Genomic DNA, 24568 nt, shown 5'->3' on the forward strand with positions numbered 1-24568 from the left:
CTCAGCCCGGTCGAGCGCCGTGGCTCAGTCGTCGTCGGCGTACCGGCGTGCGATCAGCACGAGCAGGATCGCCAGAACGCCTGCGGCGACGGCCGCGGCGACCGGCATCCGGGACACCTCCGCCGACCTCAACGGCATCGGCACCGCGCCCGAGACTGGGTTGGCGGCCGTGGCCACCGTCGACTTCGCTTGAGCGGCAGCCTCTTTGGCCGCGGCGGTGATGTCGGAGGCGGACGGCGTCGGCAGGGCGGGCTCCGGTTGCACCGGGGTCGCGGCAGCCGGTGCGGCCTCAGGGGCAGCGGCCTTCGCCGGCGGCGCTTTCTTCGCGGGGGCCTTCTTCACGGCCTTGGCGGGAGCCTTCTTCGCCGGCGCCTTCTTGGCGGGCGTCTTCTTGGCCGCGGCCTTCTTGGCGGGGGCCTTCTTGGCCGGAGACTTCCTGGTGGGCTGCGCCGGCGGCGGAGCGGGATCAGCTGCGCCCGACGACGGCGGGGGAGCGACCGGTGCGGCGGCGTCCGGGGTCTGATCGGGGCGACCCTGCTGGTCTGCCATTCGGCTGCTCCTTTGCGGTGTCTCTAGCCTCGTGCGCGATCGCGTGGGTGTCGAAGCCGGCAGTGGTGCCCATCATGCCAGGCCGGATCGGCGGTCAACCCGTCACTGCCAGTGCGGCGGCCAGGGCCAGCGCCACGGCCATGATTGCCAACTCGATCAGGGAACGGGTTCGGGACAGTCCGGCCGTCGCGCGGTGCGCTCGTGCCGCCGGGAGCCACCCGGCCCGGTTCCGCCACGCCAGCGCCATCAACGCGGCGGTGACCACGATCTTCGCCGACAGCACGCGACCGTATCCGGTCGAATAGAACGCGTCCCACGAATCCACGGCCGCGACCGCACCGGCGGTCCCGGCCGCCAGCAGCACCGCCACGCAGATCAACGACAGCGCGGAGAACCGCGGCAGCACCCGGGCCCACCGCCCGCGGTGCCCGACCGTGAGGACCAGTGCGGCGAGGGCACCGCACCACACCGCGACGGCCAGCGCGTGGACCGCCACCGCCACCCCGCCCCACGGACTCTCCGAGAGGTGGCCCGCGAGTGTCCGGGCGGCCAGTCCGGCGGCCGCCAAGCCACCCGCCGCGACAGCCGTCGCGGCCGTCCGCGGTGCGGCCAGCGCGATCAGGCCGACGGCCACCGCCGCCGCGATGCTGAACAGGCCTGCCTGCCCGACGGTCGTCTGCGACGAGAACTGCACGAAGTCACGCACGCCGACCCGGTTCAGCGGTAGCGCCGCCGCCTGCGCGGTCACCACGATCAGGCGCACCACCTCCGCCAGCAGCCAGACGGCCGCGGTCACCCCGAGTGGGGTCGCCGACGAGCGGACGAGTTCGTCGCGGTGTCTGCCGACGTCGAGCATCGGCACCACCGTCAAGCCGAGTGTGACCACCGCCGCGGAGTCGGCCAAGGCGCGCACCGTCGACGCGGCCAGTGAGTTCGACGGCTGGGCCAGCGCCCACGCCAGCACCGAGGCCGCCACCACGACGAGCGCGCCGGTGACCGCCACGCGACCGCCGACGATCGCGGGAGCGGTCACCTCCTGCGCCGCACCGCCCACCACACGCCTGCGCCGAGGACGAGGGCGCCGGCCACCACGAACGGCCAGACGGGAACGCCGCGATCGGGCGGAGCGGCCGGGGTGGCGGTCGCCGAGGGGCCCGGTGTGCCCGTGCCGGCCACGTCGAGCGCGAACGACCAAGATCCGTTCACCACGTGTCCGTCGGCCGAGGTCAGCCGGTAGTTGACGGTGTAGGTACCGGCCGGACCCAATGGCCGCACCCCCACGCTCACGTCGGCGTCGGCGACCTCGGGTTCGCCCGTCGACCAGAGATTCCCGTCGGGGCCGACGACGGTCATCGCTGCGAACGCCTTCTGCATCGGCTCGTTGAACGTCGCGGTGACCCGCTGCGGCGACGCGGTGAGGACGGTGCCCTCGGCGGGGTCGGCGGCGATGCGGGCCGCGTGCGCGGCGGCCGGCCCTGCGCCCGTGAACGCCAGCGCCGCGAGCACAACGGTCACCAGGGCGGTCAGCGCGTACAGGCGCTTCGGCGGGTGCGGCATCGTCGTCAGACGACGCCCAGGCGCGCCATCAGGTCGGCGTCGATCCCGTCGAGCTGGGTGGCGATGGCCGAGTGTGCGGCCCGTCGACGCGTCGTCGGCATGTTCTCGGCGGCCGTGACCGCGGCCGACAGGTCGCTGAGCCGCTCGGTGATCGCGGCGACGAACTGCTTGGTCTCGGCGTCCTTGGGCTTCTTCTGCGCGACCAGCCGCAGGGACTGCTCCGCCCCGGCGATCCGCGCCGACAGCTCGGCGCCGTGTCCGGAGAATTGGCCGAGCTGGCTGAGCGGGACGCCGAGGCGGTCGGCGCGGCGCTCGTCGACGAGCCCGCGCGCGGAGATGGAGGCCCGGTACACCACCGGGACGACGATCGGCGCCAGCAAACGTGCCACGGTCAGCACCCGGCGAATGCGGGTGGCGGAGAACAACTTGCCCTCCCTGGCGGCCTTGAGCTGGGTCTCAGCAACGCGCAGGGCCGCCCGGTCGCTGTCGCGCTGGGCGCGCAGCTGTGCCTTGAGCGCCCGCGTCTCAGCCTTGTTGGCGGACTTGATCCGACGGGTCTCGTTCTTGGCGGCGAGCTTGGCCTCCATCTTGGCCTTCACCTTGATGGCCCGGGCCTCTGCCCGGCGGGTAGCGCGGCTCTTGCGTCGCTTGAACAGGGCCATCCCGGCGTGCCTCCCGGTTGATTCGTCATGTGATGCGCGTGCGGCCAACAGCGCCGCGGAACAACAGTATCGTTCGGGCGCAGCGCCGCCCTGCCGCGCCCCTGCGAGGAGCCGGGGCTATTCCTTGCAGTAGCAAACCATCACCTCGGATTATGCGACAATCGGTGCACCGCCAGAGAGGCCGGCGGACGGGGCGACGAGGGGTGGTGGCGCAGTGGGCTCGCGCGTTCGCGTCGCCACATCGGCCGGGCTTGTCGCTTCCGGCCTGTTCCTCACTGGTCTGGGTGGGGCGCTGGCGTTTGCCGACTCGGACCACGGCGGCGGAGGCGACGGCCGGCCGTCACAGGACTCCCGCGGCGATGACCGCGGCGACAACCCCGATCGGCCCGGTCGCGACGGACCCGGTCGCGACGGCCCCGGCCGTGAAGGGCCCGACCGCGGCGACGACGGACCGAGGGACCCCGACCGCGGCGACGACGGCCCAGGAGGCCCCGGCCGCGGCGAGAACGGCCCGGGCGGACCCGGCCACGGGTCGGGCGGACCACGCCCCGGTAACCCGGGCCCGACGAGGCCCGGTTCCGGCGAGGAGCATGACGGCGACTGGGGGCACGGCCATCCGGGACATCCTGGCTGGCCGGGTGGCCACGGTCCGACGAAGCCGACCAAACCGACGAAGCCCACCGAGCCGACGGGTTCGACCGAGCCGACAGAGCCCACGGGTTCGACCGAGCCGACAGAGCCGACCGATACGACCGATCCGTCTGAGACGACCGATCCGTCTGAGACGACCGATCCGTCTGAGACCACGGATCCGTCTGAGACCACGGATCCGTCTGAGACCACGGATCCGTCTGAGACCACGGATCCGTCTGAGACCACGGATCCGTCCGAGACCACCGACCCGCCGACGACCACCCTGCGGCCCACGTCTGACGGCTCGGGCGGTGGCGATGGCGACGGATCGCAGGGCTCAGGACAGCCCGAACCGCCGGACGAGGAGACTCCGCCGGTCGGTGAGCCCGAGCCCGAACCGCATGTGCTCGACGCGGCTCCGGGCATCGGCGCGCTCGCCCAGGCGCCCATGGCGCCGATCGCCATGCCGATCATCGTTCCGCCGATCGTGGTGCCGCCGGTCGCCCTGCCGCCCCTCGTCGCACCGCCGGGACTGGGCTTCGGTGGCGGGCCGGGTGGCCCTGGAGGGCCTCGGGGTCCGAACCCGGGTTCCGGTCCGCGCGAGGTGAACACCGATCCGCGCACCGGACGTCAGCCCGAGGTGCCGGTACGCGGTGGTGACCCCGGGGTGCCGCCCGCGACGACGTTCCGGGTCGGATACGTGGAATACCTGCGAACTGCGGGTATGTCTCAGATCGCAGCGGTGGCGGTGCCCGGTGTCGCGGGAATCCTGGTTCTCACCGGCGCGGGGGGACTCGTCGGTTACCGGCAGGCGAAAGCCGGCCGGGCGGTGCGCAGCGCCGGCACAGCGCGGTTCGTCGAGTAGTCACGGACGCTCGCCGAAGACAAGGCGGCGGGCACATAGGGATTGAGTCGAGAGGGGGTTCCATGCCTGCAAGCCGTCGCGTGACGCGTGCAGTGAGTGCTGTGCTCGATCTTGCGCCTCGCCGGGGCGAGGTGTCGTTGACCCGTCTGGTCCAGGCGGTCAGCGAGGATCGCGGGCGTCCCATCGAACTCAAAACCGCCGAACTGCCTCCCGGTGTGTGCGGCCAGTGGCGGCAGTACACCGACCGCGACGTCTTCCTGTTGCAGAACGGCCTGCCGGCGTGGGATCGCACCCTCGCTCACGAACTCGGCCATCTCGTGCTGGGCCACGAGGGGATGCCGGTCGCCGAGGCGGCCCGCGCCACCGCCGAGGTCGCCAGCTCCGAACTGATCGGCTACATGCTCAATCAGCGCACCGGGTGCATGGGACCCAGCGGTGAGGACGCCGAACAGGAGGCCGAGGACTTCGCGGCACTGCTCATCTACCGGCTCGGACGTCTGCCCTCGGACCGCTCCTCGATAGTGCAGGTGCGGCTCGGAGAGGCGTTTGGTTGATCATCTGGGTGATCGCCGGGCTGCTCGGCCTGGCGACCGGACTTCGCATCGGATGGGCCCTGGTCAACAAGCAGTCGTTGGTCAGCACCGCGATGATCCTCGCGCTCGGCAGCCTCGGCCTGGTGGCGGCGCTCAACTGGCAGCCGCTCACCCTGCTGATCGACGACGTCCTGCACTGGCCGAACATCGCCATGGGGTTCAGTCAGGTGGCGCTGATCGCCTGCGCCGCAGGCAGTTCGGTGATGATCACCACGGTCGCGTCCGGGCGTAAGGCGTCGACCACCCGGCGGCTCGCCCTGGCGCAGTACGGCATCGCGACCGTCATCGCGCTGGGCAGCCTCGGCATGTTCTTCGCCGAGGGCAAGCAGCCCCAGATGGCCCCGGAGGAGTACCTCAAGAACAACCTCGGCTCGTCGTGGCTGCCGCCACTGCTGTACGTCCTCGTGGCGCTGTCACTGGTGTCCTGGGCGGGTATCCGGCACTCCAGCCGCAGCCGACGGGGCCGGGCGCTGTTCGTGTTCACCATCGGCATCGTGCTGATCATGCTGGCGAGCGGGTTCTTCGTCGTGCGCGCCGCGGGCCAGTCGTCCATCGGCGTGGGCACCGCCGCGACACTGCTGGGTTGCGCGATGGTGGTGGTGGCCGCCGGGTCGCTGCTGCCGAGCATCGAGGACTGGTTCGGCGCCCGCCGCGAGTTGCGGACGATTCAACCGATCCTGGCCGAACTGGGCCGTCGCCATCCCGACGTCGGGATCGGTGTCCGGCCGCGTGGCCCGTTGGTCTTCCGGGTGGCCGAGCGGATGTCGCTGATCTCCGATGCGCTGTTCCTCGAGGCCACCGTCGCCGCCAACACCAGGCACACCGTCGACGTCAGGGGCACCGAACCGGGCCGCGGTGGGAGCCTCCCGGACGACGGCAGCACGATCGATGAGTTGGATCTGGCCGGGGTGGATGCGCCGCAGGTGCCGCCGCGGGTGCAGGCCCGCGCCATCGCGGAGTGGATCCACGCGGGTCGTGCCGGTGCCACCCGCCAAGGCCGGAAGTCCTTCCCGGGTCTTGGCTGGTTGCGCCAGCCCGAGTCGTACTCGGACCGGGAGTGGATCCTGGCCATCGCCCAGGAGTACCGCGCGCTCGACAGTGCCGCCTCAGACACCGAAGACTGACGGGTCAGCCGCTTAGTTCGCCACGGGTCGGATCGGCCCCGGCGACGGGCTAACTGTCGAGATTCTCCCGGCGGCGCAGTTCGTCGACCTTCTGCGCGATGTCCTGCTGTGCCTCGGGAGACAGCCCCACCGTCCGCGCCGCAATACGGCGGATGCCCTCGTCACGCATGCTCGCGAGCCACGTCAGCTCCTTGTCGAGCTTCTCGTAGTACTCGTCGTCGGTGAAGTACGCCGGCTTGATCCGGAAGAAGTTGGCAAGGGCGGCCATGGTGGCCACCGACGGGTTCGTACGGTTGCCCGAACGGAGCTGGGACAGGTAGGGCGCTGACATGGTGATGCCTTCGGCCTTCAGTGCGGCGATCACTTCGGCCGACGTGTGAGGGCCACGTCCCGGCGGATAGACGGTGTCGAACAGCCGGTTCAGACGTGCGGCAAACGTCGTGCTCATCGAATTGACCTCCACATGCGTGACGAGCGGCGGTTTAGGCGGCGGTATTTGCTGACCATCGTAGCGACAGTTGTCCCGTCAACCAAGTGCAAACCGCCGGAAAGTTAACTTGGCTTCAGTTCCACTCGAGCCGCCGATACAGCTACCAGCGACTTTGTGTTGTGTCCGCACCCTGTCCAGATGGTGCCTGGAAGCAAATAATAACGGGTGCGTAGGCTCGGGTCAGTCGAACGTGAAACAGCAGCTCCGACGGGAAACGCCGGGTACCCGACAAGCTACCCGCGATCTACCGCCGACGGCGGATCCAGGCGTTTGCTGTGTTTGTTGTGACGTGGCCCACTCGGCCGCGGCGGCATCGGATTCCTCCGCCGTGACCTGCACGAGCGCTTTTCGGGGTTGATACGAGGGTGGAAACGACCCCGCGGTAGCCGGGCGGGATCAGGCCGATTCGGGCGACGATTCCAGCGGTACCGACGGCTCGGCGCCGTCGTCCGCACCGCCGCGGCGCCGGCGAACGGCGCGCATCCCGACCACGATCGCGACCGTGACGGCGGCGCCGCCGGTGGCCGCGAACGCCACCACCCGCCAGCCCAGCGCGGCGTCGAACAGCATCCACAAGCCGAAGAGCAGGAACAGCAGGCTGGCCACACCGTGCAGGAAGCCCTCGGGCAGGCGTTTGTGCAGCAGCGCGCCCACCAGGATCGCGACACCGTCGGCGAGCACCATTCCGATGGTCGCGCCGATCCACACTCCGACCGCATCGTTGTCGCTGGCCAGCGCGACCGTCGCCAGCATCGTCTTGTCGCCGAGCTCGGCGAGCAGGAACGACGAGACGATCGCGAACACCACGAACCGCGGCTCGGCCACCCGCACGTCGTCGTCGCCGTCGTCGGTGCGGCCTTCTCGCCAGGTCCACACGGCGAAGAGAAGGAATGCGATCGCCGCGGCGAAGGCGATGGGGCGTTCGGGCAGCGTCATCCCCAGGAAATGGCCGATGGTGACCGACAGACCGTGGACGAGGCAGGCGGCGATACCGACGCCGGTGAGCACCACCCACCACCGGTGCCGCAGCGCGTAGGTCATGGTGATCAGCTGCGACTTGTCGCCCAGTTCTGCGACGAACACGACCGCGAGGCTGAGGAGGGCGGCGGTGAGCACTGTGGGCACCTTTCGACACGCAGCCGGCGTGGCCGTTTGCTCACGGCTCGCCGAGCTTCCGGTCGAAGGTCTCGCCCACCGCGTCGTGCGGTTCGCGTGCCGGGCTCTCGCCAGTATGTCGACACGACGATTCGGGGCTACTCCCCTTCGCTGATGAACTCAACCATAGCGGGCGCGCTGCGGGTATGCCACCGCGCCAGACGATTTCGGGAGGCCGTACTTTTCGTTTCGAGCTACTGATCGAACTATTCGAAAAGCCTTATGCGGCAAGCAGCATCGCCAGGATCGCGGTATCGGGGTGGCTGATCGGGTCGACGCCGACCCGGCTCACCATCGAGGTGACGGTGCCGTCGGACTCGGCCTCCACCCACGCGGCCCGGTGCTCGAGACCCAGATGCGGCAGGCCGGGCAGGAGTACGCATCCGGACGCCGCGCCGCTGCACTCCGGCAGCGACGGCATGGTCTCCGACGGCGGATGCAGCATCAGTAGTGCCGGCGGCTGGCGGTCCGCGAAAAATCCTGGCGGAACCGCTGATTCGCCGACGACGGTGCCCTCGGCCAGCACCAGGCCCACGGTGCCCGGTTCCGGCTCGTCGGGGAGCTCCTCCCTGACGCCGAAAATCGTTGTCGTGGAGAGTAATCCGGGCAGCGAAGCGACGCGGACGGTGACCATCAGCAGCTGCGCCCACTCCTTCGTCGAATCCGGCCACCGGCCGGACACCACGAAGCCCTTGAGTGCACCTGAAGAGTGAAAGGGCGCGATCTCGATCGCCCTACCTGACCCTGTCTCCATCTCGCCTCCGGGACATCGGTGTTCGGACATTACCCCGACTCGCCTGTGGGTCGATCCGTTCAGCATGCGCCAGCGTCGGTCTGGCACGCAAGACGACACGAGTGCTAACGGCGAAGAGTCTGGTGACGAAAACGTCCCCGAGACAGAGGCGGGGCGCCGCGCGAATCGCGCGGCGCCCCTTCTGTGAAGCGTGTGACGGCCGAAGCCGACCCGGCCCTAACCGAGGATGAGCCCCTTGGCCGCGCCGGTGGCGGTGGCGAACCGGTTCTGCACGTCGGCCCAGTTGACGACGTTCCAGAACGCCTTGACGTAGTCCGCCTTCACGTTCTTGTACTGCAGGTAGTACGCGTGCTCCCACATGTCGACCTGCAGCAGCGGGATGATGCCGAGCGGCACGTTGGCCTGCTGGTCGTAGAGCTGGAAGGTCAGCAGGCGCTGGCCCAGCGTGTCGTAGCCGAGCACCGCCCAACCCGAGCCCTGCAGGCCGTTGGCGGCGGCGGTGAACTGCGCCCGGAAGTTGTCGAACGAACCGAAAGCGTCGTCGATGGCCGCGCCCAATTCGCCGGTCGGCTTGTCACCGCCGTTAGGGGACAGGTTCTTCCACCAGATGGTGTGGTTGACGTGCCCGCCGAGGTGGAAGGCGAGGTTCTTCTCGTTGAGGAAGATCGCGGAGTGGTCACCGCTGGCACGGGCCTCCTCCAGCTTCGACAGCGCGTCGTTGGCGCCCTTGACATAGGTCGCGTGATGTTTGCTGTGGTGAAGCTCGTTGATTTGTCCGGAGATGTGGGGCTCTAGGGCTCCGTAGTCGTAATCGAGTTCGGGCAGGGTGTATTCGGCCACGAGTTTCCTTCCTCTTGCTGATCGATGAAGCTCGACATCCTCGGTATCAAGGTCAACATTGCTCCATCACTGCGCGCACCGCAAGGACACGCGGCGCACCTACAGCAGTACCCGTCGGAGCCGACTTCAGAACAGGACGATCAGCGCGAGAATGCCCAGCAGCACCAGGGCGATCGCGCCGGCGCGCATGCAGGCCATCAGCTGGCTGCGGTTGTAGACGTGAGTGGACGTGTGCCATTCAGAGGGCGGCATGGCCGAACCCGAGCCCATCGGATGCGATGCCATCAAACGCTCCTGACCAGCACAATCAATGTCCGCCCCCAGGTGAGATCAATCACAGAAACCTCGTGTGACGCTGATCATAGCCCTTTGCGGGCCGACAGAAAAATCGGACCCGCAAACCCGCCGCAGGCCGCATCGGCGGCGTTGCGATCATCCTGAGGCGATGTCGGCCTCGGCCCCTCCGCCGCCGGTGGCGGGGGCCGTGACGCCGGCAGGCCCGCCGGTGCACACCGGTGCCCGACGACGCCCGCGCGAGCGTCGGCGACCGGCCGTCGCAACCTTCCCGGGAAGGCCCGCCACGCTGCCGCCGCCGCGCGAGCGGCAGGGTGCCGGAGCACTCGCGGCGGATGCCGTCGACGGCTGCGGCCGGCGGCCCGGGTGGTTAGCTCGGCATGTTGATCACCGGCCTGTCGGACCCCGCAGGTTATCCACAGCCACGCGCAGCCGCGATACAGATTCGGCGGCTCACGAGGCGTTGCGGCAGCTGGCCGCCCTGTGGATAGACCTGTGGAAACTGTGGATAGCCCCGAGATAGCTGCCGTCGCGGGCTGCAGCGTCGTTGGATGCGGCAGCCGGCCGGGCGTGCCAGCATGGGGACATGGATGACGTGGAGGTCGCACAGGTCGGCGTCGCGCAGCTGCCCGACGCCTTCGACGACTCGGTGATCCTGCTCGACGTACGCGAGGACGACGAGTGGCAGCGGGGGCACGCCGCCGACGCGCGCCACATTCCGATGGGTGACGTCCCATCCCGGCTCGCCGACATCGACCCCGGAGCCCAGGTGTACGTGGTGTGCCATGCGGGCGGCCGATCCCAGCGGGTGGCGCAGTACCTGGTCCGCAACGGCTACCAGGCGGCCAACGTCAGCGGAGGGATGCTGGCGTGGGCGGGCGCCGGCCGTCCCGTCGTCACCGACGCCGGCGGCGTGGGTAGCGTCTGACCAGCAGGTGCCCGACCGACTGCGCTACCACCGCCGCCGCCATCGCTAGGCTGATCGGATGATCCAGGTGTGTTCCCGCTGCGGGACGCGGTGGAACGTGCGCGACCGGCAGCGGCAGTGGTGCCCGCGCTGCCAGGGCACGCTGCTCGCGCCGTCGGGCCCCGCGCCGGTCTCGGAGTGGAGCGCGCCGCCCGGGGAAGGCGCATCGCGATCCGCCGGCCAGAACCCTTCGCCGAAGATCCCCCCGGGCTACCGCTGGATCGCCGTGCGGCCCGGCGCGCCGCCGCCGAGACGCCGCAGGCGCGGCGCACTCGGACCCACGCCCCGCTACGGCACCATCCCGCCGTGGGGGCTGGTGGACTACTTCCCTCCGGACGATCAGCAGGACGAGCGCACCCGTCCAGGGCCGTCGCTGCGTGCGGTGCGTCGACTGCTCACCGCCACGACGATCGCGTTCGGGATCGCCGCGTTCCTGCTGCTCCTGCGCTACGTCCTGCTGCTGGTCAACCGCAGCATGCTGCTCGCACCGTGGCTCGCCGACGGCGTGACCTGGCTCGGCGTCGTGGCGGCCGTCGTCGCGTTCTTCCTGCTGCTCGCCCTCGCGATCGTGCTGTCCAACTGGCTGATCGCCCGGCGGGCGGCGGCCTTCGCCCACCGCGGCCAGGCCGATCCCCGGCCGGCGTGGGCACTGCGCTGGGGATGCCTGCTGCCCTTCGTCAACCTGGTCTGGGCGCCGGTGTTCGTCTACGAGCTGGCCCGGATCGAGAGCCGGGTCAGCCTGATGCGCCGGCTCCTCCTGGTGTGGACGATCCTGTGGACGCTGTGCACGATCCTGGCCGTCTTCGCGTTCGCGACGAGTTTTCCCGACACGCCGCAGGGCGTCGCCGACAACACGGTCACCACGACGATCGCCTACCTGCTGTCGGTGGCGGTTCTGCTCCTGACGAGGCGGATCTACCTGGGCTTCGAGCGCACCCCGGTGGAGCGGGCGGCCCGTCGCTGGGTGCTGATCCCCGACGACCGGGCAGAGCCTGCGGGTGCCCGGCAGGAGCACGAGCGGGTATCCGAATCCGCCGTTGCGGTTGAGACCTGAGGGCAGCACCCGGCAGCATAGCCCTATGGATTCGGGGGATGCCGGAACCGCCGGGGCGGCGGAGTCCGGTCCGGCGCTCAGCGGACACCCGTTCGTGGTGGCCCACCGCGGTGCGTCTGCCGACCGCCCGGAGCACACCCGTGCGGCCTACGAGCTGGCCCTGAAGGAGGGCGCCGACGGCGTCGAGTGCGACGTGCGGCTGACCCGCGACGGCCACCTGGTGTGCGTGCACGACCGCCGGGTCGACCGCACGTCGACGGGCAGCGGTCTGGTCAGCGAGATGACGCTGGCGCAACTGCGCGAACTCGACTACGGGTCCTGGCACGCCGGCGGCGCCACCGGTGACACCGGGCTGCTCACGCTCGACGACCTCGTCGGCCTGGTGCTCGACTGGCACCGGCCGGTCAAGCTGTTCATCGAGACCAAGCACCCGGTGCGCTACGGCGCGCTGGTCGAGAGCAAGGTGCTGGCGCTGCTGCACCGCTACGGCATCGCCGCACCGGCGTCGGCGGATCTGTCACGCGCGGTGGTGATGTCGTTCTCGGCCGCGGCGGTGTGGCGCATCCGGCGGGCGGCGCCGCTGCTGCCGACCGTGTTGCTCGGGGAGACGTCGCGCTATCTGGGCGGCAGCGCGGCCACCACCGTCGGCGCCACGGCGGTGGGCCCGTCGATCGCGACGCTGCGCGAACACCCGGAGCTGGTCGACCGTGCCGCGGCGCAGGGCCGCGCGCTCTACTGCTGGACCGTCGACCATTACGAGGACGTGCAGTACTGCCGTGACGTCGGGGTCGCGTGGGTGGCGACGAACCACCCCGGCCGGACCAAGGACTGGTTGCAGAACGGTCTGACCGGGGCGGAACGCGACTGATTACAGGTTGCCGCCGGCGGCGCGGGGCGCGGTCGGATCGGCGGCGGGCACGCTGATCTCGCGGGCCACGAAGTCCTCGAGGTGGAACAGGTCGGTGCCGGCCCGGTCGGCGATGCGCACCAGGGTGGTCATCGTCGCGACCTCTTCGACCTGCTCCTTGAGGAACCACTGCATGAACTGCTCGCCGAGGTAGTCGCCCTCGTCGCGGGCGACGCTCGCCAGCCGGGAGATCTGCTCGGTGACGGCGCGCTCCTGGTCGAGCGCCAGCTTGAGCGCGTCGCGCGGGGTGTCGAAGCGGTTGCACACCGCGTCGACACCCGGGATCGCCACGTCGACGTCGCGGTCGAGCAGGTACTGCACCAGCATCATGGCGTGGTTGCGCTCCTCGACGGCCTGGCCGTAGAAGTGCTTCGCCAGCTGCGGCAGGTCGGCGCCGTCGAAGTGCACCGCGATCGCGATGTATTGCTGGGCGGCGGTGAACTCGCTGCGCACCTGGTCCGTCAAGAGCTCGTGGAACTTGGTGTCGAGTGCGCTGTCAGTGCTCATGAAAGGGAGGATATAGCAGGTCAGAGGGGGTTGTCAGCAAAGGTCTGCCTTATTGAGGCGAGGTTTCCCTAAGTGCTGTGAGCCCGCTCACGCGCGTGCGACACCGTTTGCTGAGGGTCGCCTAACCGAACTCACGGCTGCGTGTCGATGGTGTCGGCGGGGATCGCGGCGTCCGTGGCGAGCGCGTCGAACAGCCGGCTCGCCGCGTCGCTGTCCCACACCACGACGGCGCCGGAGTCGCTGCCGGTGAACTCGCCGATCGGCACAGTCGTCGTCGTGACGTCGCCGCGCAGCGCCCACGCCAGCCGGGCGAGGTCCCACACGTGTGCGCCCTCGTCGACCGCCAGCGCGCCACCCGCGGCGTGCACCAGCGGATACCAGCGCAGCGGGTTGAGCAGGACCGCGGGGCTGGCGGCGCGGTGCAGCAGTGCCGACATGAAGGCCCGCTGATTCGTCATCCGGTCGAGGTCGGCCCGCGGGGTCGCGCGGGTGCGCACGTAGCCCAGCGCGCTGCGGCCGTCGAGTTCCTGACAGCCGGCGGGCAGGCTGATCCCGGCCAGTGGATCGTCGATCGGCTCGGGCGGGCACATCGTCACGCCGCCGACCGCGTCGACGGCCTCGGCGAAGCCGTCGAAGCCGATCTCCGCGTAGTGGTCGAGACGCAGCCCGGTGGCCTGCTCGACCGTCTGTGCCAGCAGCGGCGCGCCACCGATCGAGAAGGCGGCGTTGATCTTGTCCTCGCCGTAGTCGGGGATCGGCACGTAGGAGTCGCGCGGGATGGACACCATCGTCGTCGGCGCACCCGAGAACAGGCCGGGGACGTGGACGAGCAGGATGGTGTCGGTGCGGCCGGCACCGATGTCGCCACCCGTCGCCAGTTCGGCCTGCTGTTCGGGGGAGAGGTTCTGGCGGCTGTCCGAGCCGACCAGCAGCCAGGTGGTGCCGCGTCCGGCGGCCGGCCGGTCGGGGTAGTCCGCCAGCGCCGGGATCCGGTGCAGTGAGGTGTCGATCCACACCGCGGCGCCCACCATGGCGAGCACCGTGACCAGCAGCAGTGAGGCGATGATCCGGCCCCAGCGTCGGCGCCGTCGGGGCTTGGCCACCGGTGCGGGCGGCCGCGGGGGCGGTGTGGCCGGCCTGGCTGCGGGCGCGGGCACCCGTGGCGGAGGTGGTGGCCGCCGGGCGGCGGGCGGCGGGCCGGGCCGGCGAGAGGGCGGTGCGGGCGGCGGTGGCAGCCGGCGTGGGGGTGTGGGCGGACGGGGCGGCCACACCGGTGGGGGCCGGTGCGCCGGGTTGCGGCGGATCATCTCCGGCGGCTCCCGTGGCGGCTGCCGTGGTGTCGGCCGGTTGTCGTCCACAGCAGAAATGTACGTGCCCTGGGTGCCCGTACCCCGGCGACGGGCTACGCGAGCCAGCCGAGTCGGTCGGCCAGCAGGGCATAGCCGACGAAGGCGACCGCGTCGATCAGCGCGTGTGCGAGGACCAGCGGCCACAGCCTGCCGGTCCGCTGGTAGACGTAGCCGAACACCAGACCCATCGCCACGTTGCCCAGCCCCGCGCCGAAACCCTGGTACAGGTGGTACGCGCCGCGCAGCAGGCTGCTGATCACCACCGCGGCCACCGGACTGAGTTTCAGCTGGCGCAACCGGGTGAGCAGGAAGCCCACCACGATGATCTCCTCGGCCCAGGCGTTGGCGAACGACACCGCAAGTAGCACCGGGATCCGCCACCAGGTGTCGTAGAGCTCCGCGGGTTCGACGTCGGCGTTCGCGCCGAGCACGCGGGCCACCTGGTACAGCGCCAGGCCCGGCAGCCCGATCAGCGCCGCCAGCCCGAGCCCGCCAAGCACGTCGCTCCGGCGGGGCCGGCCCAGGCCGATGCGTGCCGGGCCGAACCCGCTGCGCCACAACAGGTACAGCCCGAGGGCGCCCCAGGCCAGCAGCTGGAACACGCGGGTCAGGTTGAATCCGAGGTCGATCAGGTCAAACGGCGAACGCTTCGGATTGAGCGCGATCACCTGCCCCGACAGGCCCTGCAGCACCGATTCGATCAGGCTCAGGGACGCGGTGTAGGCGCTCAGGCCGAAGGTGACCGCCAGCACGACGGCGATCTCGATGCTCAGCCCGCGCCGCTGCGGCACCTGCGGGTCGGCGGGCTCGGTCACCGCCACAGGCTAGTGCGGCGTGGGGTCAGACGCGGCGCGCGCGCAGGCCGTTGAGGAACGGGCAGCCCATCAGGACCCGGATGGCCTGACTCAACCCGGTGACGTCGTCGACCGGTTTGGCGAACGGCAGCCGCACGTCGTGGTCGCCGTCCTCGTTCTCGACACGCAGCTGGACGCCGTAGCGGTCCAGGCCGAGCGGGCGCACGCGACCCCGGCGCAGCGCGGTGGGGAGCCGGGTGGCCAGCCGCTCCACCACGTCGCGGTGCGCGGAGTCCATGTGCTGCAGCCAGCACGACTCCATCTCGCAGAACGGGTCGGGCCGCGCCTCGAGCAAAGTGTTCAGGCCGACGGCCTCGGCGCCGGTGGAGTCGGCGACCACCACCGACTCGATCTCCAGCCGCATCAGCGCACAACGGGTGTCGCCACCGCTGTTCTCGCCCGAGTTGACTTGCAGCAGAGCTGGATTCGGGTCGGACGACGCGATGAGGTCGAGCATCGGCGCGACGTGCACGGCGGCCACCTCGCGCAGCCGGCCGCGGATCCAGACCAGCGACCGCACCGGCTCGCGCAGCGGCAGCGGGGCGTAGTCGGTCATCTCGAGAACCGCCTGGACTCCCGCGGTGCCCGAGCCGACGACCATGCCCGCGACCATGCCGTCGACCGGGACGGTCAACGCGAACGAGCCGTCCTCGAGGAGGTGGTGGATCGGCGTGGCGACGGGTTCGACACCCTCCACGGCCAGCATCGCGCCGCCGCCGCGCGCACATGCGCTGCGGATCCGCTCGGCTGTCGTCGGTGCCGCATTCGTCATCGCTCGCCCTCCCGGTAGATAAGGTGAGCCTAACTTAACTAGCGACATGCGCGGGGCGCAAGGCCTTCCCTCCAGCGGAACGGCGTTACCACGGCCACCCGATAGGGTTGAGACGTGCCGAGCATCGCCTATCTGGGGCCCCAGGGAACCTTCACAGAGGCGGCGTTGCTGCAGTTGACCGCCGCGGACGCGATCCCCATCGCGGGTGCCGTCACCCCGCTGCCCGTCGACAGCACATCCGCGAGCCTGGAGTGTGTCCGCGCGGGCACCGCCGACTACGCGTGCGTCCCGATCGAGAACTCGATCGAGGGCTCGGTGCTGCCGACGCTGGACAGCCTGGCCGTCGGCGCCCCGCTGCAGATCTTCGCCGAGACCGTCCTCGAGGTGTCGTTCACCATCGCGGTGCGGCCCGACCACACCGGTGACGTCACGACCGTCGCCGCCTTTCCGGTGGCCGCCGCGCAGGTCCGGCGGTGGCTGGCCGACAAGCTGCCGGGCGCACAGGTGGTGCCCGCCCAGTCGAACGCCGCCGCGGCACACGACGTGGCCGACGGCCGGGCCGATGCCGCGGTCAGCACGGTGCTGGCCGCCGAACGCCTAGGACTGCGGGTGCTCGCCTCCGGCGTCGTCGACGAGGCCAGCGCCCGCACCCGGTTCCTGCTCGCCGGCCGGCCGGCGCCACCGCCCGCCCGCACCGGCGCCGACCGCACCTCGGTGGTGCTGCGGCTGGCCAACTCGCCCGGCGCGCTCGTCACCGCGATGACCGAGTTGTCCGTCCGCGACATCGACCTGACCCGCATCGAGTCCCGGCCCACCAGAACGGGACTGGGCACCTACATGTTCTTCCTCGACTTCGTCGGCCACATCGACGACGACGCCGTCGCCGAGGCACTCAGAGCGCTGCACCGGCGTTGTGCAGATGTGCGCTATCTCGGATCCTGGCCGACGGGCGTGGCCGTCGGTGCGCCGCCGCCCGAGCTCGACGACGCATCGCGCTGGCTGGCCGCGCTGCGCGACGGCACACTCGGTGATGCGGAGGTGAACGAATGAGCGGACGGCTGGTACTGGTCCGGCACGGGCAGTCGCTGTCGAACGTGGAACGGCGGCTGGACACCCGCCCGCCCGGCCGCGAGCTGACCGAGCTGGGTCGCGAGCAGGCCAGGGACTTCGCCCGCGGGCTCGCGCAGCCGCCGGCGATGGTCGCCCACTCGGTCGCGGTGCGGGCGGTGCAGACAGCCGCAGAGATCGCCGCGCACGCCGGGCTGCCCGCCCACGAGTTCGACGGCCTGCACGAGGTCCAGGTCGGCGCGCTCGAGGACCGCAACGACGACGACGCGGTCGCCGAGTTCGAATCCGTCTACCAGCGCTGGCACCAGGGTGACCTCGACGCCGTGATGCCCGGCGGCGAATCCGGCAACGAGGTCCTCGACCGCTATGTCCCCGTCCTCACCCAGCTGAGGTTGCGCCACCTCGACGACGACGCCTGGCGCGGCGACATCGTGGTGGTCAGCCACGGCGCGGCCATCCGGTTGGTCGCGGGGGTGCTGGCAGGCGTCGACGGCGGCTTCGCGCTCGACCACCACCTGGCCAACACCGAGGCCGTGGTGCTGGCGCCCATCACCGACGGCCGCTGGAGCTGCGTGCAGTGGGGCACGCTGACCCCGCCGTTCTATCCCGAGACCGACGTGCACCCCGTGCAGGACGCGCTGGAGTCCGCCGACCCGATGGGCTGACCCGGGCGACGCTGTGGCAGGCGTCAGCCGACGCGGACGACGGACCCGCCTGCGGCCTGGCCGCATTCGCAGCCGATCGCCTCGCAGTCGATCTTGAACGTGTGCAGCACCTCGGGCGTCTCGCAGCCGTCCTCGGTGCACTCCGTACGGAACCGGACGTGGTGGACCACCGTGCCATGGCAGTGCTCCAGCCCGGCCCGGCACTCCCGGCACTGGAAACTCATGGCCCGTTCATAGCACCGCGGGGCGACATCACACGGTTGCCGCGCCATTCACCCCCACCCCAACTCGTGCAGGCGCTCCTCGTCGATGCCGAAGTGATGGGCGATCTCGTGGATCACGGTGATCGCCACCTCGTCGACCACCTGCTCCTCGGAGTCGCAGACGTCCAGCAGCGCACCGCGGTAGATCGTGATCGTGTCCGGCAGTGAGCCGGCGTACCAGGAGTCCCGCTCGGTCAGCGCGATGCCCTCGTAGAGGCCGAGCAGGCCGGGCTCCTCGTCGTGGCGGTCGGCCACCAGCACCACGACGTTGTCGATGGCAGCCGCGAGGTCGGCGGGAATCAGGTCGAGTGCATCCGAGACCAGCTCGTCGAACCGCTGCGGGCTCATCCGGACGCCCACCCGGTTACGGCACCGGGGGAGGCGGCGGCCCTGGTGCCGGCGGTGGCACCGGTTCGGGCGCGGGTGGCGGTGGCGGGGCGGCCGCGGGCGGCGGCACTGCCTCGGGCGGAGGCGGCGCACCGGGCGGCGGCGGTGCCGGTGCCGGCGGCGCGCCGTTGAGGAACGTGTTGCCGCCGCCGGGCGGGGCGTCCGCGGGCGGCGGATCGCCCGGGGCCGGCGGGGTGGCCTGCTGCGGGCCGTGCTGGGTGCCCTGGGACTCGCTGCCCGAGTCGCTGGACCCGCTGGAGCTGGAGTCGTCGGTGCTCGACGAGGACGAGTCCGACGACGAGCTGGACGAGTCCGAGGACGAGTCCGACGACGAATCCGACGTGGTGTCGACGGCGTCGGGGAACGGGATCGGCGGCAGGTTGAGCCGCTCCTCCGGGATGTCGGGCGGCGGCACCGGCGGCTGACCGTTGATCTGCAGCGGGCCCTTCGCGCTGTTCAGCAGCGTCGACCAGCCGCCGTTGCCCAGCGTCGCGCCGATGCTGCACGACACCTGATGGCTGCCCGCAGACCAGCTGGGCAGCGAGATCGTGCTGTAGATGAGGGTCAGCGTGGTGTTGCGCAACTGGATGGGCGCCAGGTAGGCGTCGGTCATCCGCGTGCAGGCGTCCTTGATGAACGTGTCCTGCTCGGGCTCCGGCGGCAGGCCGGCGGGCCACTTCTCAGCCAGGTTCACCGAGCCGGTGACCTCCATGGCGTGCGGCGCCGCACAGTCGACCGGGATGTCGGTGGGCTGGTTGGTCGACGGGTCGATGCCGAGGCAGGTGCCTGCAGGCCAGACCTTGGACTGGTCGATCTCGGCGACCTTGCCCTGGAACGCCAGCTGCTGGTTGTTCGGGCCGGGCAGCTGCAGCCCGCACAGCATCCGGCGCTCGCCGTTCTGACGCCACGCCTTGTCGCCGGACCACAGCATGCTCACGGTGAAGCGGCTGTTGGGGTCGAACCGCTGCCCGAGGTAGCGACGGACGGCCGGCTGGCACTGCTCCTGGCTGATCTGCTGGATGCGGGCGGTCGACGGGGGCGGGGCCTCCGGGCCGTACTCGCTGCCGGGGAACGTGCGCATGTCGACCGACTCGGCCACCTCGAAGCGGTGCTCGTCCTTGCAGTCGACGATCTCCGCCGCGTCCGGGGTGCGGTCCGGCCAATTCAGGCAGTCGCCGTCCTCGGCGTGGTTGAACGTGTCGTTGCCGCGCGGTCCGAGGCTGATCGCGCTGGCGTTCAGGCCCATGCCGTTGGCGCCCTCGCTGCGCGGCAGCGCGGTGATCAGGCCGGCGATCAGCAGCCCGCCCAGCGCCGTCAGCAGCAGCGCGCGACGGGTCGAGGCGGCCTGCAGACTGTGCCACCATGCCACCCGCTGTGCGGGCGCATCGGGCCCGTCGGCGCGCGGGTCGTGGTGCTCTGGTGCCTCCAACATCCGCTCCATTGTGACAGGCGTGTCAGGTGCTGTGACAAGTGATGCAGTTGTAACGTTATGGGGTTGTGTTGGGAGCCCGGTCCGGCGCGCTACGTTGACCGGTGTGCCGGCACCCGACGAGGACATCGACCTGGCGCTGAGCGAGCTCGCCGGCCGCCTGTTCGACATGGCCCGCCGCGGCGACGCCGACACGCTCGCCGCCTACGTGGACGCCGGGGTTCCCGCCGATCTCACCAACGGCAAGGGCGACACCCTGCTGATGCTGGCGGCCTACCACGGCCACCCTCGGACGGTGCGGGCGCTCATCGACCGCGGAGCCGACGTGGACCGGCCCAACGACCGCGGACAGACCCCGCTGGCCGGGGCGGTGTTCAAGGGCGAGGACGCGATCGTGGCACTGCTGCTCGAGGCGGGCGCCGACCCCGAGGCGGGCGCACCGAGCGCGGCGGACACCGCGCGGGTCTTCGGGCAGACCGGCTACCTCCAGATGTTCGCGGCAACCGGCCGAAAGTAGGGTTGACGTCCGTGATCGACCTCAAGGTGCTGCGCGAGAACCCGGACCTCGTACGAGCCTCGCAGCGTGCGCGTGGCGAGGACCCCGACCTGGTCGACGCGCTGCTGCGCGCAGACACCGCCCGCCGCGCGGCGGTGTCGGCGGCCGACAACCTGCGCGCCGAGCAGAAGTCGGCGAGCAAGCAGGTCGGCAAGGCGTCACCGGAGGAGCGGCCGGCGCTGCTCGAGCACGCCAGGGCGCTGGCCGAGAAGGTCAAGGCCGCCGAGGCGCAGCAGGCCGAGGCCGACGCCGCCTTCACGGCCGCGCACATGGGCATCTCCAACGTCATCGTCGACGGCGTGCCCGCAGGCGGCGAGGACGACTTCACGGTCCTCGAGACCGTCGGCGAGCCACCGCGCCTCGACGACCCGAAGGACCACCTCGAACTCGGCGAGGCGCTCGGCCTGATCGACATGGAACGCGGCGCCAAGGTGTCCGGTTCGCGGTTCTACTTCCTCACCGGCGCAGGGGCACTGCTGCAGCTCGGGCTGATGCAGCTCGCCGTCCGGCTTGCCACCGACAACGGTTTCACCCTCGTCATCCCGCCGGTGCTGGTGCGCCCCGAGGTGATGGCGGGCACCGGCTTCCTGGGCGCCCACGCCGACGAGGTCTACCACCTCGAGGCCGACGACATGTACCTCGTCGGCACGTCCGAGGTGCCGCTGGCCGGCTATCACGCCGACGAGATCCTCGACCTGTCCGCCGGGCCGCGCCGCTACGCCGGCTGGTCGTCCTGCTTCCGCCGCGAGGCGGGCAGCTACGGCAAGGACACCCGGGGCATCATCCGGGTGCACCAGTTCGACAAGGTCGAGGGCTTCGTCTACTGCCGCCCCGACGAGGCCGAGGCCGAGCACGAGCGGCTGCTGGGCTGGCAGCGCCGGATGCTCGAGCTGATCGGCGTGCCGTACCGGGTGATCGACATCGCCGCGGGCGACCTGGGCTCGTCGGCGGCCCGCAAGTTCGACTGCGAGGCGTGGGTGCCCACCCAGCAGACCTACCGCGAGCTCACCTCCACGTCGAACTGCACCACCTTCCAGGCGCGCAGGCTGGCCATCCGCTACCGCGACGACAACGGCAGGCCGCAGATCGCGGCGACCCTCAACGGCACCCTGGCCACCACGCGGTGGCTGGTGGCCATACTGGAGAACCACCAACAACCCGATGGCAGCGTCCGCGTCCCCGAGGCGCTGGTGCCGTTCGTCGGCAGGGAGGTACTGGAACCGTGATCGACCTCGAACTCGACGAACTGCGTTCCTGGTTCGGCTTCGGCGTGGCGGGAAACTTCGCCGGTCACCTCGAACAGGCCGGTGAGGCAAGCGATTTCGTCAACGTCACCTCCGAAGGTGGTGCGCCCAAGGGAATCTTCCCGTGGTACGCGCCGGGCCACGACGGATTCCTCGGCGAGTTCCCGCTGTCGCACGACTCGATCGTGCTGCCCGCCAGCGACACTCCGCTCAACCTGCAGATCGAACCCGAGGTCGGCCTGGCCTGCCGGGTGAACTGGAACGGCGACACCGTCGCGAGCCTGGAGCCGTTCGCTCTCGGCGCGTTCAACGACTGCTCGATCCGCCGTCCTGGCGCGCCGAAGATCAGCCACAAGAAGAACTGGGGCCCGGCGTCCAAGGGTGTCGCCGCGCAGTTCTTCGACATCAGCGACCTGACGCCGGACGGTCCGACCGCGACGCTGCGGCTGGTCTGCTACCTGCGTGACGGCAGCGGCCAGGAGCACGAGTACGGCCTGGACAGCCCGCTACTCGGCTACTCCTACTACGGCGAGGTGCTGCTGGACTGGGTGGTCGAGCGGCTGGCCAACCAGAAGGGTTCGGCCGAAACACCGTTGGAGGACGTCGGAGCGTTGATGGCGGCGTCGGGTCACCCCGAGCACGTCCTGATCGGCATCGGCGCGACGCGCTACACCGAACTCGGCGAGTCGACGTTCCTGCAGGCCGGCGACCAGGCCATCGTCCGGGTCTACGACACCGAGTCCGACGCGGTGTCCGAACTCCGCCAGACCGTCTCGTCCCGCTGAACCGGAGGCCGCCGTGACCGCGACGCCGATGACCACGACCACGGTGACCGAGCTGTGGCGCTTCCCGGTCAAGTCGATGGGCGGTGGCCGGGTGGACCACGTCCGGGTGGACACCCGCGGCGTGCACGCCGACCGGTTGTGGGCGGTGCGCGACCTCGACAAGGACATCACCGCGACGGCCCGGCGGATCCCCGCGCTGCTGGGCTGCTCGGCCCGCTACGCCGACGAGCCGGGACCCGACGCCGGGCCGGGCAACGCGCCGCCCGTGGTGATCACGCTGCCCGACGGCTCCGAGCACACCAGCGACGACCCGCGGATCCACGCGCTGCTCTCCGAGGTCGCCGGGCGGCCGGTGCGCCTCACGGCGCTGCCTCCTGCCGACGACACCAGCGCCCACCGGCTCTCGGTCCAGCAGAGCCGGGCCAACTTCGCCGCCGCGGAGGTCCGCCGCGACTTCGGCCTCGCCGAGTCCGACCCGCTGCCCGACACCTCGGTGTTCACCACCCGCCAGGTGCTCACCCTGGCGCGCTTCTCGACCCCGCCGGGCACCTTCGTCGACCTCAGCCCCGTCCACCTGCTCAGCACCAACAGCCTGTCGGCGCTGTCGGCCGACGGCACGCCCTACGACGTGCGCCGGTTCCGGCCGAACATCCTGGTCACCGTCGAGGGCGCCGACAGCGACTTCCCCGAAGCCGAATGGACCGGCGCGACACTGCAGGTCGGCTCGTCGGCGCTGCACGTCACCATCCCGACCATCCGCTGCGCGGTGCCGACCCGGCCGCAGCCCGGGGTGGACACGGACCGGGCACTGGGTCGCAGGCTCTCCGACCGCACCAACCGGTTCCTCGGGGTGTACGTCGACGTCACCACCCCGGGGACCGTGCGGATCGGGGACGTGGTGTCGGTACACCGGCCCACGCCGCCGGGAGCACTGCAGCGCGCCGCGGCCGCGGCGGGCCGGACCGCCAAGCGCAGGATGCAGCAGGTGCTCGAGGCGACGGTGCTGCGCGGGCAGAACTGAGTCACCGCGGGTTTCACCGCCCCGACGCCGGGTACCGGGACGGGACCCGACGCGAGGAGTTCTGCGAATGCGAGCGATGGTCTACCGCGGCCCGTACAAGGTGCGGGTGGAGGAGAAGGACATTCCGCCGATCGAGCATCCCAACGATGCGATCGTCAAGGTGCAGCTCGCCGCCATCTGTGGCTCTGATCTGCACCTCTACCACGGCATGATGCCCGACACCCGGGTCGGCATGACGTTCGGCCACGAGTTCATCGGCGTCGTGCACGACGTCGGCCCGTCGGTGCAGAACCTGCAACCCGGCGACCGGGTCATGGTGCCGTTCAACATCTACTGCGGGTCGTGCTTCTTCTGCGCCCGCGGCCTGTACTCGAACTGCCACAACGTCAACCCCAACGCCACGGCCGTCGGCGGCATCTACGGCTACTCGCACACCTGCGGCGGGTACGACGGCGGCCAGGCCGAATTCGTCCGGGTGCCGTTCGCCGACGTCGGCCCCGCGGTGATCCCGGACTGGATGTCCGACGAGGACGCGCTGATGTGCACCGACGCGCTGGCCACCGGATACTTCGGCGCCCAGCTCGGCGACATCGTCGAGGGCGACGTGGTCGCGGTGTTCGGCGCCGGGCCGGTCGGCCTGTACGCCGCCGCGTCGGCGTGGCTGATGGGCGCGGGCAGGGTGATCGTGATCGACCATCTGGAGTACCGGCTGGAGAAGGCCCGCACCTTCGCCCACGCCGAGACCCGCAACTTCGCCGAGTACGACGACATCGTCGTCGAGATGAAGAAGGCCACCGGCTATCTCGGCGCGGACGTGGTGATCGACGCGGTGGGCGCCGAGGCGGACGGCAACCTGATGCAGCACGTCGCCGCCGCGAAGCTGAAGCTGCAGGGCGGTTCGCCGATCGCGCTGAACTGGGCCATCGACTCCGTGCGCAAGGGTGGGACGGTGTCGGTGATGGGCGCCTACGGGCCCATCTTCAGCGCCGTCAAGTTCGGCGACGCGATGAACAAGGGCTTGACGCTGCGGATGAACCAGTGCCCGGTCAAGCGCCAGTGGCCGCGGCTGTTCTCGCACATCCAGAACGGCTACCTCAAGCCCAGCGAGCTGATCACACATCGAATTCCGTTGGAGCACATCGCCGAGGGGTACCACGTGTTCTCCGCCAAACTCGACGGCTGCATCAAGCCGGTCGTCGTGCCGAACGCCGCGTGAGCAGGAGC

The 24568-nt window shown here is 70.7% G+C and carries 29 protein-coding genes; 13 read left to right on the forward strand and 16 right to left on the reverse strand.

The annotated features are described in order from the left end of the window. Positions 1 to 24 precede the first annotated feature (24 nt). The 4 genes from AB0K11_RS23425 to AB0K11_RS23440 all read right to left on the reverse strand — a co-directional run bounded on the left by AB0K11_RS23425 (position 25) and on the right by AB0K11_RS23440 (position 2768). A complete protein-coding gene (locus AB0K11_RS23425; RefSeq protein WP_364982592.1) occupies positions 25 to 549 on the reverse strand; it encodes a hypothetical protein in 525 nt (174 codons plus the stop codon). Positions 550 to 643: 94 nt separating this feature from the next. After that, entirely contained in the window at positions 644 to 1582 is a 939-nt protein-coding gene (locus AB0K11_RS23430) for a CopD family protein (protein WP_364982595.1), read from the reverse strand. Then, the gene (locus tag AB0K11_RS23435; protein ID WP_364982598.1) at positions 1579 to 2106 is read right to left on the reverse strand and encodes a copper resistance CopC family protein; all 528 of its coding nucleotides are present in this window, start codon (positions 2104 to 2106) and stop codon (positions 1579 to 1581) included. The genes AB0K11_RS23430 and AB0K11_RS23435 overlap by 4 nt, the downstream gene beginning before the upstream one ends. Positions 2107 to 2111: 5 nt before the next feature. Continuing rightward, complete coding sequence (locus AB0K11_RS23440) at positions 2112 to 2768, reverse strand: DUF6474 family protein (RefSeq protein ID WP_364982601.1); 657 nt, start codon at positions 2766 to 2768, stop codon at positions 2112 to 2114. 214 nt (positions 2769 to 2982) lie between these two features. On the opposite strand from AB0K11_RS23440, the gene AB0K11_RS23445 reads away from it, so the two are divergent. From AB0K11_RS23445 to AB0K11_RS23455, 3 genes are all read left to right on the forward strand, one after another. Continuing rightward, on the forward strand, positions 2983 to 4266 hold the full coding sequence (locus tag AB0K11_RS23445) for a hypothetical protein (protein ID WP_364982604.1): 1284 nt from the start codon (positions 2983 to 2985) through the stop codon (positions 4264 to 4266). 62 nt (positions 4267 to 4328) lie between these two features. Continuing rightward, positions 4329 to 4820 carry a DUF955 domain-containing protein gene (locus AB0K11_RS23450; RefSeq protein WP_364982607.1) on the forward strand — a complete coding sequence of 164 codons (492 nt, stop codon included), beginning with the start codon at positions 4329 to 4331 and terminating at the stop codon, positions 4818 to 4820. Continuing rightward, a complete protein-coding gene (locus AB0K11_RS23455) occupies positions 4817 to 5983 on the forward strand; it encodes a hypothetical protein (protein WP_364982610.1) in 1167 nt (388 codons plus the stop codon). Before AB0K11_RS23450 ends, AB0K11_RS23455 begins: the two co-directional genes overlap by 4 nt. Positions 5984 to 6032: 49 nt before the next feature. Here AB0K11_RS23455 and AB0K11_RS23460 read toward each other — a convergent pair whose 3' ends face one another. The 5 genes from AB0K11_RS23460 to AB0K11_RS23480 all read right to left on the reverse strand — a co-directional run bounded on the left by AB0K11_RS23460 (position 6033) and on the right by AB0K11_RS23480 (position 9507). Further along, on the reverse strand, positions 6033 to 6431 hold the full coding sequence (locus AB0K11_RS23460) for a helix-turn-helix transcriptional regulator (RefSeq protein ID WP_364982613.1): 399 nt from the start codon (positions 6429 to 6431) through the stop codon (positions 6033 to 6035). 438 nt (positions 6432 to 6869) lie between these two features. Further along, on the reverse strand, positions 6870 to 7589 hold the full coding sequence (locus AB0K11_RS23465) for a TMEM165/GDT1 family protein (protein WP_364982616.1): 720 nt from the start codon (positions 7587 to 7589) through the stop codon (positions 6870 to 6872). 259 nt (positions 7590 to 7848) lie between these two features. Then, complete coding sequence (locus tag AB0K11_RS23470) at positions 7849 to 8382, reverse strand: peptidase (RefSeq protein WP_364982619.1); 534 nt, start codon at positions 8380 to 8382, stop codon at positions 7849 to 7851. 216 nt (positions 8383 to 8598) lie between these two features. Further along, the gene (locus AB0K11_RS23475) at positions 8599 to 9222 is read right to left on the reverse strand and encodes a superoxide dismutase (RefSeq protein WP_364982622.1); all 624 of its coding nucleotides are present in this window, start codon (positions 9220 to 9222) and stop codon (positions 8599 to 8601) included. A gap of 126 nt (positions 9223 to 9348) precedes the next feature. Then, positions 9349 to 9507, reverse strand: a complete 159-nt coding sequence (locus AB0K11_RS23480) for a hypothetical protein (RefSeq protein WP_364982625.1) — start codon at positions 9505 to 9507, stop codon at positions 9349 to 9351. Positions 9508 to 10102: 595 nt separating this feature from the next. Between AB0K11_RS23480 and AB0K11_RS23485 the strand changes: the two genes are divergently transcribed. From AB0K11_RS23485 to AB0K11_RS23495, 3 genes are read left to right on the forward strand one after another with little or no spacing between them, the layout of a single operon-like run. After that, on the forward strand, positions 10103 to 10444 hold the full coding sequence (locus AB0K11_RS23485) for a rhodanese-like domain-containing protein (protein ID WP_364982628.1): 342 nt from the start codon (positions 10103 to 10105) through the stop codon (positions 10442 to 10444). Between the two features lie 58 nt (positions 10445 to 10502). Continuing rightward, positions 10503 to 11537, forward strand: coding sequence for a DUF4328 domain-containing protein (locus tag AB0K11_RS23490; protein ID WP_364982631.1), 1035 nt, complete (start codon positions 10503 to 10505; stop codon positions 11535 to 11537). A gap of 25 nt (positions 11538 to 11562) precedes the next feature. Beyond that, positions 11563 to 12405, forward strand: a complete 843-nt coding sequence (locus AB0K11_RS23495; RefSeq protein ID WP_364982634.1) for a glycerophosphodiester phosphodiesterase — start codon at positions 11563 to 11565, stop codon at positions 12403 to 12405. Here the strand turns inward: AB0K11_RS23495 and AB0K11_RS23500 are convergent, their stop codons facing one another. The 4 genes from AB0K11_RS23500 to AB0K11_RS23515 form a co-directional block, all read right to left on the reverse strand. Beyond that, entirely contained in the window at positions 12406 to 12951 is a 546-nt protein-coding gene (locus AB0K11_RS23500; protein WP_364982637.1) for a ferritin, read from the reverse strand. Positions 12952 to 13082: 131 nt separating this feature from the next. Then, the gene (locus AB0K11_RS23505) at positions 13083 to 14309 is read right to left on the reverse strand and encodes an LCP family protein (RefSeq protein ID WP_364982640.1); all 1227 of its coding nucleotides are present in this window, start codon (positions 14307 to 14309) and stop codon (positions 13083 to 13085) included. Positions 14310 to 14353: 44 nt separating this feature from the next. Then, on the reverse strand, positions 14354 to 15115 hold the full coding sequence (locus AB0K11_RS23510) for a CPBP family intramembrane glutamic endopeptidase (protein WP_364982643.1): 762 nt from the start codon (positions 15113 to 15115) through the stop codon (positions 14354 to 14356). 25 nt (positions 15116 to 15140) lie between these two features. Then, a complete protein-coding gene (locus AB0K11_RS23515) occupies positions 15141 to 15926 on the reverse strand; it encodes a DUF2470 domain-containing protein (RefSeq protein ID WP_364982647.1) in 786 nt (261 codons plus the stop codon). A gap of 114 nt (positions 15927 to 16040) precedes the next feature. Between AB0K11_RS23515 and pheA the strand changes: the two genes are divergently transcribed. Together pheA and AB0K11_RS23525 are read left to right on the forward strand one after the other, a co-directional pair. Then, entirely contained in the window at positions 16041 to 16976 is a 936-nt protein-coding gene (gene pheA / locus AB0K11_RS23520) for a prephenate dehydratase (protein WP_364982650.1), read from the forward strand. Then, on the forward strand, positions 16973 to 17659 hold the full coding sequence (locus tag AB0K11_RS23525) for a histidine phosphatase family protein (protein ID WP_364982653.1): 687 nt from the start codon (positions 16973 to 16975) through the stop codon (positions 17657 to 17659). The genes pheA and AB0K11_RS23525 overlap by 4 nt, the downstream gene beginning before the upstream one ends. A gap of 23 nt (positions 17660 to 17682) precedes the next feature. Here AB0K11_RS23525 and AB0K11_RS23530 read toward each other — a convergent pair whose 3' ends face one another. From AB0K11_RS23530 to AB0K11_RS23540, 3 genes are read right to left on the reverse strand one after another with little or no spacing between them, the layout of a single operon-like run. Further along, positions 17683 to 17883, reverse strand: coding sequence for a hypothetical protein (locus AB0K11_RS23530; protein WP_364982656.1), 201 nt, complete (start codon positions 17881 to 17883; stop codon positions 17683 to 17685). Positions 17884 to 17931: 48 nt separating this feature from the next. Continuing rightward, entirely contained in the window at positions 17932 to 18270 is a 339-nt protein-coding gene (locus AB0K11_RS23535; protein WP_364982659.1) for a metallopeptidase family protein, read from the reverse strand. A 16-nt stretch (positions 18271 to 18286) separates the two neighbouring features. Continuing rightward, positions 18287 to 19750: a septum formation family protein gene (locus AB0K11_RS23540; protein WP_364982661.1), complete on the reverse strand. Its 1464-nt coding sequence runs from the start codon at positions 19748 to 19750 to the stop codon at positions 18287 to 18289. A gap of 157 nt (positions 19751 to 19907) precedes the next feature. On the opposite strand from AB0K11_RS23540, the gene AB0K11_RS23545 reads away from it, so the two are divergent. The 5 genes from AB0K11_RS23545 to AB0K11_RS23565 all read left to right on the forward strand — a co-directional run bounded on the left by AB0K11_RS23545 (position 19908) and on the right by AB0K11_RS23565 (position 24560). After that, on the forward strand, positions 19908 to 20255 hold the full coding sequence (locus AB0K11_RS23545) for an ankyrin repeat domain-containing protein (RefSeq protein WP_364983141.1): 348 nt from the start codon (positions 19908 to 19910) through the stop codon (positions 20253 to 20255). An 11-nt stretch (positions 20256 to 20266) separates the two neighbouring features. Continuing rightward, positions 20267 to 21520: a serine--tRNA ligase gene (gene serS, locus AB0K11_RS23550; RefSeq protein ID WP_364982664.1), complete on the forward strand. Its 1254-nt coding sequence runs from the start codon at positions 20267 to 20269 to the stop codon at positions 21518 to 21520. Further along, a complete protein-coding gene (locus tag AB0K11_RS23555) occupies positions 21517 to 22323 on the forward strand; it encodes a DUF5718 family protein (protein ID WP_364982667.1) in 807 nt (268 codons plus the stop codon). Before serS ends, AB0K11_RS23555 begins: the two co-directional genes overlap by 4 nt. Positions 22324 to 22336: 13 nt before the next feature. After that, a complete protein-coding gene (locus tag AB0K11_RS23560; protein WP_364982670.1) occupies positions 22337 to 23344 on the forward strand; it encodes an MOSC N-terminal beta barrel domain-containing protein in 1008 nt (335 codons plus the stop codon). A 67-nt stretch (positions 23345 to 23411) separates the two neighbouring features. After that, entirely contained in the window at positions 23412 to 24560 is a 1149-nt protein-coding gene (locus AB0K11_RS23565; RefSeq protein WP_364982673.1) for a zinc-dependent alcohol dehydrogenase, read from the forward strand. Positions 24561 to 24568: the final 8 nt, after the last annotated feature.

The sequence above is a fragment of the Mycobacterium sp. NPDC050551 genome (genome assembly GCF_040674075.1).
In the GTDB taxonomy this organism is placed as follows: Bacteria; Actinomycetota; Actinomycetes; order Mycobacteriales; family Mycobacteriaceae; genus Mycobacterium.

What these genes read in the sequence shown, in the direction of transcription:
- AB0K11_RS23480 (WP_364982625.1), bottom strand. Translation starts at nt 9,507, where the DNA reads ATGGCATCGCATCCGATGGGCTCGGGTTCGGCCATGCCGCCCTCTGAA.
- AB0K11_RS23460 (WP_364982613.1), bottom strand. Translation starts at nt 6,431, where the DNA reads ATGAGCACGACGTTTGCCGCACGTCTGAACCGGCTGTTCGACACCGTC.
- AB0K11_RS23530 (WP_364982656.1), bottom strand. Translation starts at nt 17,883, where the DNA reads ATGAGTTTCCAGTGCCGGGAGTGCCGGGCCGGGCTGGAGCACTGCCAT.
- AB0K11_RS23525 (WP_364982653.1), top strand. Translation starts at nt 16,973, where the DNA reads ATGAGCGGACGGCTGGTACTGGTCCGGCACGGGCAGTCGCTGTCGAAC.
- AB0K11_RS23425 (WP_364982592.1), bottom strand. Translation starts at nt 549, where the DNA reads ATGGCAGACCAGCAGGGTCGCCCCGATCAGACCCCGGACGCCGCCGCA.
- AB0K11_RS23535 (WP_364982659.1), bottom strand. Translation starts at nt 18,270, where the DNA reads ATGAGCCCGCAGCGGTTCGACGAGCTGGTCTCGGATGCACTCGACCTG.
- AB0K11_RS23500 (WP_364982637.1), bottom strand. Translation starts at nt 12,951, where the DNA reads ATGAGCACTGACAGCGCACTCGACACCAAGTTCCACGAGCTCTTGACG.
- AB0K11_RS23435 (WP_364982598.1), bottom strand. Translation starts at nt 2,106, where the DNA reads ATGCCGCACCCGCCGAAGCGCCTGTACGCGCTGACCGCCCTGGTGACC.
- AB0K11_RS23470 (WP_364982619.1), bottom strand. Translation starts at nt 8,382, where the DNA reads ATGGAGACAGGGTCAGGTAGGGCGATCGAGATCGCGCCCTTTCACTCT.
- AB0K11_RS23565 (WP_364982673.1), top strand. Translation starts at nt 23,412, where the DNA reads ATGCGAGCGATGGTCTACCGCGGCCCGTACAAGGTGCGGGTGGAGGAG.
- AB0K11_RS23450 (WP_364982607.1), top strand. Translation starts at nt 4,329, where the DNA reads ATGCCTGCAAGCCGTCGCGTGACGCGTGCAGTGAGTGCTGTGCTCGAT.
- AB0K11_RS23440 (WP_364982601.1), bottom strand. Translation starts at nt 2,768, where the DNA reads ATGGCCCTGTTCAAGCGACGCAAGAGCCGCGCTACCCGCCGGGCAGAG.
- AB0K11_RS23540 (WP_364982661.1), bottom strand. Translation starts at nt 19,750, where the DNA reads ATGGAGCGGATGTTGGAGGCACCAGAGCACCACGACCCGCGCGCCGAC.
- AB0K11_RS23490 (WP_364982631.1), top strand. Translation starts at nt 10,503, where the DNA reads ATGATCCAGGTGTGTTCCCGCTGCGGGACGCGGTGGAACGTGCGCGAC.
- AB0K11_RS23495 (WP_364982634.1), top strand. Translation starts at nt 11,563, where the DNA reads ATGGATTCGGGGGATGCCGGAACCGCCGGGGCGGCGGAGTCCGGTCCG.
- AB0K11_RS23515 (WP_364982647.1), bottom strand. Translation starts at nt 15,926, where the DNA reads ATGACGAATGCGGCACCGACGACAGCCGAGCGGATCCGCAGCGCATGT.
- AB0K11_RS23545 (WP_364983141.1), top strand. Translation starts at nt 19,908, where the DNA reads ATGGCCCGCCGCGGCGACGCCGACACGCTCGCCGCCTACGTGGACGCC.
- AB0K11_RS23485 (WP_364982628.1), top strand. Translation starts at nt 10,103, where the DNA reads ATGGATGACGTGGAGGTCGCACAGGTCGGCGTCGCGCAGCTGCCCGAC.